Source organism: Lampropedia hyalina DSM 16112, assembly GCF_900129055.1.
Taxonomy (GTDB): domain Bacteria; phylum Pseudomonadota; class Gammaproteobacteria; order Burkholderiales; family Burkholderiaceae_C; genus Lampropedia; species Lampropedia hyalina.
The window spans coordinates 19030-28847 of record NZ_FQUZ01000038.1; the positions used below are offsets into that span (position 1 = coordinate 19030).

The window sequence follows — 9818 nt, forward strand, 5'->3', positions numbered from 1 at the left end:
GAAAAGAAAAAATCAGACGGCAGCATCCAGCAGGTTGAGCTTGCGCGGAATCAGCTTCAGCTCCAGGAAGGTATCGGCAATCACCTGCTGCTCCAGCAGGACTTCGCGGCTGATCGGCAGCACGCCGAACTCGACCCGGCTGATGTAGCTTTGCAGCACTTCCACCGGAATGCCGAAAATCTTCGACAGCTCCTGGGCCGCCTCGTCCTTGTGGTTCTGCGCCCAGACTTCCACGGCATTGAGTTCATCAATGAAGACCTTGATGATGTCCGCGTTGTTCTTGGCGTAGTCCAGCGACGAGAAATAGTAATAGCGGTTGTTCACCACGCCTTCGGCATTCGCAATCGTCCTGGCTCCCAGACCAATTTCGGCGGAGGACAGGAACGGCTCCCAGATCAGCCAGCCGTCCACCGAGCCGCGCTCGAAGGCGGCACGCGCGTCGGAAGGGGGCAGGAACACCGGCTGGATGTCGCTGTATTTCAGGCCATGCTTTTCCAGCAGCTTGACCAGAAAATACTGCACGTTCGAGCCTTTGTTGAACGCCAGCTTTTTGCCCTTGAGGTCGGCCACGCTCTGGATAGGCGAATCCTTGGGCACGATCAGGGATTCCAGGCGCGGACGTGGCGGGCTGGAAGCCACATAGGCCAAGGGCGCGCCAGCGGCCTGCGCAAAGATCGGCGGGGCCTCGCCCACATCGCCAAAGTCAATCGAGCCAACATTCAGGGCTTCAAGCTGCACCGGGCCTGCGGCGAATTCCGTCCAGGTCACGCGCACGCCCAGCGGGGCGAGTTTCTCTTCCAGTGTGCCGCGTGCCTTCAGGATGCTGAGAAAGCCTTTCTGGTTGCCAATGCGCAGCACGCGCTGGCCACCCTGACGGCCCGCCTGTGCCTGCGCGGAAGATGCCCAGCCCAGGCCCGATGCAGCCAGAGCCACACCGGCCACGCCCAGCGTGCGGCCCATGAACTGCCTGCGCTCGGCAGAAAGCGGAGCATCGGGAATGGATGTCTTGGGGGTGATCGCCATGTTTGATTTCTCGTTTCGGGGTGATGTAGGAATGGAGTGGCTCGGCAGGCTGTGGCCTGAAAACAGGTTCTCAGGCTGCAAACTGGAACAGCAGGCCTTTGACCGTGGCCTGGGGCAGAACGGGAGCGACCACGCGCTGCGCCAGCACTGCCTGCAAGGCAGAAACGCGCCGGGCCTTCTGCACCGGCGCAGTGACACCCCGGCGCGGCGGCCAGTGCAGGCCCCAGCTTTGCGCCGTGGTGGCCAGCAGCCGCGCACCGGGAGCGGCAGGGGCATCCAGCGGGATGGATCGGGTATCAGGGTGGTTGGTGTGTGTCATGAGAAGACCTTCGTACCATGCAAAAAATGGGGAAATGCCATGCGAGTGCGCATGCAGCGGCCGTGCGCCATCACACGCTACATCGCACATGGGCGAACGCAATGGCCTCGAACCCACCGTCCTGCCCCACTACCCTGGAAATACGCGCATGCTCCTGCAACAGATTGGTGACGGCATCGTGCAGACGTGCCTGCAACTGCGCCTCCAGCGTGTAGGCCCCTTCGGGGGTCAGCACAATCTGCCCTTCCACGCCATACACCCCCGGCAGAATGTGCCGGGCCGACAGCGATTGCAGCACCGGCCGCAGGGCATAGTCCAGTGCCAGCATGTGGTTCGGACTGCCACCAGTGGCCAGCGGCAGCACCGTCTTGCCCTTCAGGCCGGCCTGAGGCAACAAATCCAGAAACACCTTGAGCAGGCCGCTGTAGGCCGCCTTGTACACCGGCGTGGCAATCACCACCACCTGGGCGTGCTGCACCGCTGCCAGTGCCTGGCGCAGTTGTGCGTCTTCTGCGTTGGCCAGCAGCAAAGCCTGGGCGGGCAGGCTGGCAATGCGCAACTGCTCCACATGGCCCACCCTTTCCTGCAACAATTGCTGCTGGACGGCATTCAGCAAAGCCGCAGAACGCGACTGCGCCGACGGGCTGGCCTGGATCAACAACACACTCATTTCGGTCTTTCCGGGTTCATCCCCCCAGTGTCCGGCTGGCCCGCAAGCCTGGCCGCACACACTCCCGAATGAACCCACATGCCCCCCAAGGGGACAAAAATTCTTGATAAAGTCACGGCCTTCGTCTGAAGCCATGCCTGCTTGCCCACCCGTTCTGTGAACATGGCGATGCAATGCGCGCATTCTGGCGACATCCGATCAAAACCCGAACTACATCTTTTTTAGTTCTTCATAACAGAAAGGCATATATGACCCGCATGATTCACTGCATCAAGCTCGACAAAGAGGCCGAAGGGCTGGACTTTGCGCCCTACCCCGGTGAACTGGGCAAGCGCATCTGGGAAAGCGTCAGCAAGGAAGCCTGGGCCGCCTGGATGCACCAGCAAACCATGCTGGTGAACGAAAACCGTCTGAACCTGGCCGATGCCCGCGCCCGCCAATACCTGGCCCGCCAGATGGAACTGCACTTCTTTGGCGGCGGGGCCGATGTGGCCCACGGCTACGTCCCCCCCGCCCCATGACCCAGCCCGCCACGCCGGTGGACTGGCTGGACGACGGCACGCCCTACTCCGCGCAGTTTCAGGATCGCTACCACAGCCAGCATGAAGGCGGCGTGGCGCAGTCCGTGGGCACCTTCCTGCACGGCTGCGGGCTGCCCGCCCGCTGGCAGGAACAGGCACAGTGGCGTGTGCTGGAAACCGGCTTCGGGCTGGGGCTGAACTTCCTGTGTACCTGGAACGCCTGGCGGCAGGATGCACGGCGTTGCCAGCGGCTGCACTTCATTTCCACCGAAGCATGGCCGGTCTCGGCAAACGACCTGGTGCAGGCCGCCCGCCGTGCCTACCCCTCGCTGCTGCCGCTGGCCGAAGAACTGGCACAGCAATACCGCGACACCCGCCCCGGCATTCACCGGCTGGTGTTCGATCAAGGGCGGGTACAGCTCACCCTCGCCATAGGCGACGCACAGATGCTGCTGCGCACGCAAGGCTGGGTAGCCGACTCCATCTATCTGGACGGCTTCAACCCTGCCGCCAACCCGGACATCTGGAGCCTGCCAACCCTGAAAGCAGTGGCGCGTTGCAGCACACCCGGCCACACCACGCTGGCCACCTGGTGCGTGGCACGCGCCGTGCGCGACACGCTGGCCCAATGCGGCTTTCAGGTCGAGCGCGTACCCGGCACGCCCCCTAAGAAACACAACCTGCGGGCACTGTACGCGCCCGCGTGGCAACCGCATCCCCGCCCCTCCATCCTGCCCGCACAATACGCCCCCGGCACCAGCGTCGGGCCACGCGAATGCGTGGTCATCGGTGCCGGGCTGGCAGGCGCGTGCATGGCATACCACATGGCCGAGCGTGGCTGGCAGGTCACGGTGCTGGAGCAGGCCCAGGCGGGCTGCGGTGGCGCATCCGCCTTGCCAGTCGGGCTGTTTGCCCCGCACGTCTCCCCCGATGATGCACCGCTGTCGCGCCTGAGCCGCGCTGGCATTCAAGCTACCATCGCCTCCGCCCGCGCTCTGCTGCGCGAAGGGCTGGACTGGCAAGCCAGTGGCGTGCTGGAACACCGCATCGGCAAAAAAGCAGGACTGCCCCGCACCCCCGACGCACAAGTCCCCCACTCCCACCCCGCCAGCGCATCCCAACGTGGAGCAGCCGGCATCCCCGACGACAGCCCCCACCCAGTGCTCTGGCATCCAGACGCTGGCTGGCTGCGGCCCACCGCATGGATCGATGCCCTGCTGCGGCATCCGCGCATCCAGCGGCACGACAGCCATGCCGTACACCGCATTGACCGACTCCCCGATGGCCCTGCCCTGGCATGGCAGGCTCTGGCCGAAGATGGCAGCGTCATGGCCACCGCCGCCTGCATGGTCGTGGCCGCTGGGGTACACAGTGCCGCATTGATCCAGCCCTGGCTGCAACGCCCGCTCAGCCTGAATGCCGTGCGCGGTCAGGTCGCCTGGGGGACGGTGGCGGCCCCATCCACTGCGCCGACTGGCCTGCCCCCCTGCCCGGTGAACGGCAAAGGCAGCTTCGTGCATGTGCCACAAGCGGACAGCCCCGAGCAGCACCTGTGGGTCAGCGGCGGCACGTTTGAACGCGAAAACACCCGGCAGCCTCCAGACGAAGCGGCACGGCAGGCCGCACTGGTCGAAAACCGCGCCCGCCTGCAATGGCTCATGCCCACCGAAGCCAGCGCACGCGACGCACTGCTGTTCGCCCCCCCTGCCACCGTGCACACTTGGTGGGCCAGCCGCTGCACCGTACCCGACCGCACTCCGGTATTCGGCCCCATCCGCACCGCCCCTGCTGAACAGGGCCTGCTGCTGGCCACCGGCCTGGGTTCACGCGGCCTGACACTGGCCTGGCTGGCCGCCGACACCCTGGCATCCGCCCTGCACGGCGAACCCCTGCCACTGGACGCATCGCTGGCACAAGCCCTGCTGAGTACACGGTGGAATGACTCCTCCCCGGTTTCATGACCTCCAGCCCCACTCCGTGCGAATAGAATGGAGTCTTACCCAAAGACTGTCCCCACAGGCTGGAATCAATGCGCCGACTGGGCGACTACTTGGGACAAAAATCGTCGTTGTTTCATCTGCAAAAATTTAGGCGGCCTAAATACTTGGTTGCCGCGAATTTCCGCTATGAACAGCGTTTGTCAAAAAGATTTTTAGGCCGTACTGATGGACTACCATAGTACGGTCTAAATGTAGTTGGGCAGATGCGCTTTCGCGCACCAGACCACAGATTATTCTACGCGAGCGCCATCCGTGGCGCTGGCCTGATTGTAAAATTTAAGAAAAAATGGTAGTATACAGGATTGAGGGATTGAATGTATAGAACTATTGATTTATTTGCAGGTGTTGGTGGTATTCGATTGGGTTTTGAGGCCCACGGTTGTAAAACTGTATTTTCTTCAGAATGGGATAAACATGCACAAAAAATGTATGAGGATAATTTTGGAGAGAAACCATTCGGTGATATTAATCTAATCAAACCAGAAGAAATACCAGACCATGACATATTACTGGCAGGGTTTCCTTGCCAACCATTCAGTATTGCGGGAAAGGGCTTAGGATTCGAGGATACAAGAGGTACACTTTTTTTTAATATTGAAGAAATCCTTGCAGTTAAACAACCTTACGCCTTCTTTCTCGAAAATGTTAGAAGATTGACTACCCACGATAATGGGAATACATTTCGAATAATAACAGAAAAACTAAAAAATCTTGGTTATTTTATACATTACAAAATACTTAATTCACTTGACTATGGTATTCCACAAAAACGAGAAAGAATTTACATCGTTGGATTTAAGGAAGATATACACTTTGAGTTCCCAAAACCAATTAGGTCGTATCGCCCATTAAGTGAATTTCTTGAAGATGAAGCCACTATAGATAAGTCATATTTTGTAACTGATCATATAAAAGAAAAACGATTAGCACATGTAAAAGGAAAACCACAGCGACCTACTATTTGGCATGAAAACATTGGTGGTAATATTTCTGCATTACCGTTTTCATGTGCATTAAGAGCTGGTGGAAGTTACAACTATTTATTAGTTAATGGGGAGAGGCGGCTAACTTCAAGAGAAATGTTCAATCTGCAAGGCTTTCCAAAAGATTTTAAAATTACCTTGCCTTATACGCAGGCCAGAAAAATTGCCGGTAATTCTGTTACTGTTCCTGTAATAGAAGCAATTGCTAAGAATTTTATTCAGTCTTTAGAAAATAAGAAGCCAGCTATTAAAGCTGAACAACTAGAATTAATTGAGGTAGTATAATGACAAATAAAGAAGCGAAAGACTCTCTAAATAAAATAATTGATAAGGCACGAGTTCATTTATATAAACCTATTCAAATAGCTGAAATACTTCATAGAGATAGAATAAATAAAGATGTCGATCTTAACAATGTTGAGTCTTATAGGACTAAATCAAGAGCTTGGAGAGATATTGTTTGCCTACAGTTTCTGGGTAGAACGAGTACTTCGTCAGCACGATACCAGGATGATGTGTTTAATGAAAACGCTGTTCCTCCAGAGGCAATTAGAACATTGGCTCAGATAAATAAAGCCAATAACGGGATTGTTGAAGAGTATATTTATTCAAAGTTCAAACAGCGATTCTCACAGTTGTCAACAGGACTTGATTATTGTATTTCTCACGATAGAAAAAATTTTATGCTGGTTGAATTTTTAGAAATGTTCTGGTTAGAACCAGGTTTGCGTAGAAGCATAGATAAAATTTACGAAATAGTTGTTTATTCTATTTTTTCTTCAATTATTGAAATAATTGATTTAAAAATTGATGCCTATATTGATGAAAATAAGCTTGTTGTGCTAAATGAATTTTATGGATTTGCAAAGAAAATATTGGGATTTTCTGAAAACCAAACAAGGTTAACTATTTCGGGAAAAATTAACCGAGTTGGTGTAACTAATGCGGCAGATCGTGGTCTTGATATGTGGTCAAACTTTGGTCTCACTATTCAAGTAAAGCATTTATCCTTAACAGAAGAACTGGCTGAAAGCATAGTTAGTGCGGTGTCATCCGATCGAATAATTCTAATATGCAAAAGTTCGGAAGAGTCCGTCTTAATATCAGTACTCAATCAAATTGGCTGGAAGTCCAAAATACAAAGTATAGTTACTGAATCAGAACTAATTAGCTGGTATGAAACTGCATTGAGAGGTAAGTATTCAAACTTAATTGCAGATAGACTTCTTCAAAAAATAAAAAACGAAATCCAAGTTGAATTCCCTACTACAGACAACACAGAATTTAATACCTTTTTAGAATTGAGAAAATACCGTACTAATGTATCTGATTTTTAATTGCCTTTGCCGTCCATGGCAAAGGCTCATTCTACGTGGTGGTCTTCTGTCCAACAACGGCTTCAACCTGACTCGCCTATGTCATGAATCTTGCTTTTCCGGCATTCGCCGGGCAAGATTCACGCCATTTAACGGCTCGCAGGTTAAGCCAATGTTATACGTATCTTCTTAGGGTCACTATGAACGCACTTCTTGGTACTGGCGGTTTTATTGCCTTTGCAATATTTGGGATAGCACAACTCGTTGCGGGATTTGCCGGAATTGAACATGGCCTCGGAGTTGGGTGGGCATGGGCTGCGTTGGCAGTTGCTTTCATTTTTCGCTTCACTCTTCCGATAACCATTGGTGCTTTTTTTGGTGCCATGAACGTTTGGGGTTGGCATTGGCTCCTGGCTGCAATTTTTGCGGCGCCTGGCTTGGCTCTTGTTGTTCCTGGCGTATTGGCCGCCATAATTTCTGGTGCTCGTCGCTAGGTGTATAACCATTCGTCGCAGCCGACCGCCTACGGCGGCGGCTGAACTTATTCGTTAAGCAATCATATGGCTAAAGAAATGGTTTCTATTTCAGGATCTGGGAAGGTCACAACCTACAACTGGATGCTCAAAAGTGCTCGTGTGGCGCTTGAATTTGCGCGTGAGAAGGAAGAAGGGCGTTTTTTTCAGGCGATGAACGTGTTGGTGTATTCAGCATTCGCCGTGGAGGCGTATTTCAACCACCTAGGTGCGCATTTGGATTCGAATTGGGAGTCCAAAGAGAGGAAGCTTTCAAAGTTCAAGAAGCTGCGCCAATTCAATGAACGCCTCGAGCTCAATCAGGATCTTTCGAAAGAACCCTTTCGCTCTGTTATGGATGTATTTGACTTCCGTGACGCACTTGCGCACGGCAAGACTGAGGAAGTTGAACGCCAGGAAACAGTCGAGCTCTCAGAGGATGAGTTACGATCCTATATGATCGGCACGAAATGGATGGATGCCTGCACTTTGGAGAATGCAGCGCGGATCTTTTCCAACGTCGAGGAAGCTATTCGACAGCTACATAAGGCAGCGGGGCTCGGTGAGTACCCCTTCATCCACTACCACAGTTCGGCATACAGTCTTGCTTAACAAAGCCATGCATCGGATGCCAAACCCTCCGCTTCGCTGCGGTTTTGTCACCGGTGATGGCGGGCGTTGGGCTGCAATTCGGGCTGGAGGTATTCCGTCGTGTCGCTTTGCCGTATCGGGTTCTGCAATGGTCAGCGCCAGAAAAGCCGTTTCGGCAAGGCTGCGCGGCGCGCACGGGCGTGGCGTGTTGGGGCTTCGGCTTCGGGGTGGCGCATCTTTCGGGGTATCGCAACGTCAGTAGTGCGGCTTCTTTCGGCCCGCCTCATCGCGGCTGTCTCTGGCAGGCTTCCGTCATGCGCTCCAGGCGTGGCGGGCTTCGCTTGCAGGCGCTTCGTGTTTCGGTCGCGGCGATTTGATACATTGCCGCCCAACAAGTCATTCAAGCCGACCGCGTTTCACGCGGCGGCTTAATTTCGGCTACAAGGGCTTCCCCACCGTAGCAAGCAATAAAACTCCCCCCTGAATCATTGCCATGCAATGGTTCAGGCCTGTTGGCGTGCCTGTCTCTCATTTCCACCAATACTCTGTTTGGAGCCTGGGTCGATGATGTCTCGGTAAAGGGCTGTGGACGGCGTGACTACAAACGGTCATTGATGCAGCCTTCGTTTGCTGGCTGCAAACCCTGATGAAAGACGCGCGCAAGGGGCTCCATTCGTTAGTCGGGGCTGGGGGCATGGTCTGCCTCTTTCCCCATTGAATTAACCGAGCATTCCCCTGCGCAGGTCCTGACCTTTACTTGCTTCTCATCAACGATGGCCTCTCTCACGGTGGTCGGCTTTTCTCCCTCTGTCTGACTACCCATGCTCTGCTCTAGGTGGGCAGCTTGAAGTGCTCTCCTTTGCTCAGCACCGCCCAGCACAGGCGTGCGTTCTTGGCCGCTATCGCAATCACTGCCTTCCAGTATCCTCTGCGCTCTGCCACGCTTCTGGCCCAGCGACTGATGCTGTCTTGCTTGTCATAGCCTCCAGCCTCTGTTTTGCGCATGGCCGCAGCCAGCACGGCCCTGGCTCCCAGGGTGAGCAGACTGCGCAAGTAGCGGTCTCCCGTCTTGGTGATGCGCCCCAGCCTGCTTTTGCCTCCCGAGCTGTACTGGCCCGGCACCAGGCCCAGCCATGCACTCAACTGTCTGCCATTGGCAAAGTCGTGACCGTTGCCTATGGTGCTGATGAGTGCGCTGGCAGTCGTCTCTCCAATCCCACCGAGTTGCATGAGCTGCTGGGCCTGGCTGTGTTGGCGGGCCATGCTGGCAATGTGGCGGTCGTATTGGGCAATTCGCGTATCCAGATGCTGGACTTCATCGAGCAAGTCGGTGATGACGGTACGCGCCCAGCCCGGCAGGGCTTCGAGGTGTTGATGGCCTTGCTGGCGTACCGTGGCCGCCTTCAGTGGCATGACAATGCCCAGCTCACTGTACAGACCCCGGATGCGGTTGATGGTGGCGGTGCGTTGTTCAATGTAGCCTTGCCGTGCGCGATGCACCATGAGCTGGCCTTGCTGTTCTTCGTTCTTGATGGGCACAAAGCGCATGTGCGGGCGGCTGACGGCTTCGCAGATGGCAGCCGCATCGGCAGCGTCGTTCTTGCCGCGTTTGCCTGAGAGTCGGTATGGAGCGACGAACTTGGGGGCGATGATGCGCACAGTGTGGCCCAACTTCTGTAATTGCCGTGCCCAGTGGTGGGCACCGGAACATGCTTCCATGCCAATCAGGCAAGGCGGCAGGCTGGCGAGAAGGTCGAGCAGTTTGGCGCGACTGACGCTGGGGCGTACCAGTTCGGGTTTGCCTGCGGCATGGATGCCATGCACGGCAAAGATGTTCTTGGCCAGGTCGATTCCTACGGTGATAATTGCCATTTTCTTTCCCC

Annotated in this window: 10 protein-coding genes; 6 read left to right on the top strand and 4 right to left on the bottom strand. The window is 55.2% G+C overall.

Features of this window, described 5'->3' with window-relative positions; genetic code table 11:
• Positions 1–12: 12 nt before the first annotated feature.
• The 3 genes from BUE21_RS12705 to ssuE form a co-directional block, all read right to left on the bottom strand.
• A complete protein-coding gene (locus BUE21_RS12705; RefSeq protein WP_143164530.1) occupies positions 13–960 on the bottom strand; it encodes a sulfonate ABC transporter substrate-binding protein in 948 nt (315 codons plus the stop codon).
• 133 nt (positions 961–1093) lie between these two features.
• A complete protein-coding gene (locus tag BUE21_RS12710) occupies positions 1094–1342 on the bottom strand; it encodes a hypothetical protein (protein WP_073357033.1) in 249 nt (82 codons plus the stop codon).
• Between the two features lie 70 nt (positions 1343–1412).
• Positions 1413–2012: an NADPH-dependent FMN reductase gene (gene ssuE, locus BUE21_RS12715; RefSeq protein ID WP_073357034.1), complete on the bottom strand. Its 600-nt coding sequence runs from the start codon at positions 2010–2012 to the stop codon at positions 1413–1415.
• A 248-nt stretch (positions 2013–2260) separates the two neighbouring features.
• On the opposite strand from ssuE, the gene BUE21_RS12720 reads away from it, so the two are divergent.
• The 6 genes from BUE21_RS12720 to BUE21_RS12740 all read left to right on the top strand — a co-directional run bounded on the left by BUE21_RS12720 (position 2261) and on the right by BUE21_RS12740 (position 7956).
• Positions 2261–2533, top strand: a complete 273-nt coding sequence (locus BUE21_RS12720; RefSeq protein ID WP_073357035.1) for an oxidative damage protection protein — start codon at positions 2261–2263, stop codon at positions 2531–2533.
• Positions 2530–4494 carry a bifunctional tRNA (5-methylaminomethyl-2-thiouridine)(34)-methyltransferase MnmC2/FAD-dependent 5-carboxymethylaminomethyl-2-thiouridine(34) oxidoreductase MnmC1 gene (mnmC, locus tag BUE21_RS12725; RefSeq protein WP_073357036.1) on the top strand — a complete coding sequence of 655 codons (1965 nt, stop codon included), beginning with the start codon at positions 2530–2532 and terminating at the stop codon, positions 4492–4494. The genes BUE21_RS12720 and mnmC overlap by 4 nt, the downstream gene beginning before the upstream one ends.
• Before the next feature lie 353 nt (positions 4495–4847).
• Positions 4848–5801, top strand: a complete 954-nt coding sequence (gene dcm, locus BUE21_RS12730; protein WP_073357037.1) for a DNA cytosine methyltransferase — start codon at positions 4848–4850, stop codon at positions 5799–5801.
• Complete coding sequence (locus BUE21_RS12735) at positions 5801–6853, top strand: HaeII family restriction endonuclease (protein ID WP_073357038.1); 1053 nt, start codon at positions 5801–5803, stop codon at positions 6851–6853. Before dcm ends, BUE21_RS12735 begins: the two co-directional genes overlap by 1 nt.
• An 83-nt stretch (positions 6854–6936) precedes the next feature.
• Positions 6937–7326, top strand: a complete 390-nt coding sequence (locus BUE21_RS14570; RefSeq protein WP_143164528.1) for a hypothetical protein — start codon at positions 6937–6939, stop codon at positions 7324–7326.
• Positions 7327–7392: 66 nt separating this feature from the next.
• Positions 7393–7956, top strand: a complete 564-nt coding sequence (locus BUE21_RS12740; RefSeq protein WP_143164529.1) for a hypothetical protein — start codon at positions 7393–7395, stop codon at positions 7954–7956.
• Between the two features lie 810 nt (positions 7957–8766).
• On the opposite strand, the gene BUE21_RS12745 is transcribed toward BUE21_RS12740, so the two are convergent.
• Positions 8767–9807 (bottom strand): IS110 family RNA-guided transposase, encoded by a 1041-nt coding sequence (locus tag BUE21_RS12745; protein ID WP_073353485.1) that lies wholly within the window; start codon positions 9805–9807, stop codon positions 8767–8769.
• Between the last annotated feature and the right edge of the window lie 11 nt (positions 9808–9818).

Bases quoted from the DNA above. Each gene is read 5' to 3' on its own strand.
- BUE21_RS12705 (WP_143164530.1), bottom strand. From the start codon at position 960: ATGGGCCGCACGCTGGGCGTGGCCGGTGTGGCTCTGGCTGCATCGGGC.
- BUE21_RS12710 (WP_073357033.1), bottom strand. From the start codon at position 1,342: ATGACACACACCAACCACCCTGATACCCGATCCATCCCGCTGGATGCC.
- ssuE (WP_073357034.1), bottom strand. From the start codon at position 2,012: ATGAGTGTGTTGTTGATCCAGGCCAGCCCGTCGGCGCAGTCGCGTTCT.
- BUE21_RS12720 (WP_073357035.1), top strand. From the start codon at position 2,261: ATGACCCGCATGATTCACTGCATCAAGCTCGACAAAGAGGCCGAAGGG.
- mnmC (WP_073357036.1), top strand. From the start codon at position 2,530: ATGACCCAGCCCGCCACGCCGGTGGACTGGCTGGACGACGGCACGCCC.
- dcm (WP_073357037.1), top strand. From the start codon at position 4,848: ATGTATAGAACTATTGATTTATTTGCAGGTGTTGGTGGTATTCGATTG.
- BUE21_RS12735 (WP_073357038.1), top strand. From the start codon at position 5,801: ATGACAAATAAAGAAGCGAAAGACTCTCTAAATAAAATAATTGATAAG.
- BUE21_RS14570 (WP_143164528.1), top strand. From the start codon at position 6,937: ATGAATCTTGCTTTTCCGGCATTCGCCGGGCAAGATTCACGCCATTTA.
- BUE21_RS12740 (WP_143164529.1), top strand. From the start codon at position 7,393: ATGGCTAAAGAAATGGTTTCTATTTCAGGATCTGGGAAGGTCACAACC.
- BUE21_RS12745 (WP_073353485.1), bottom strand. From the start codon at position 9,807: ATGGCAATTATCACCGTAGGAATCGACCTGGCCAAGAACATCTTTGCC.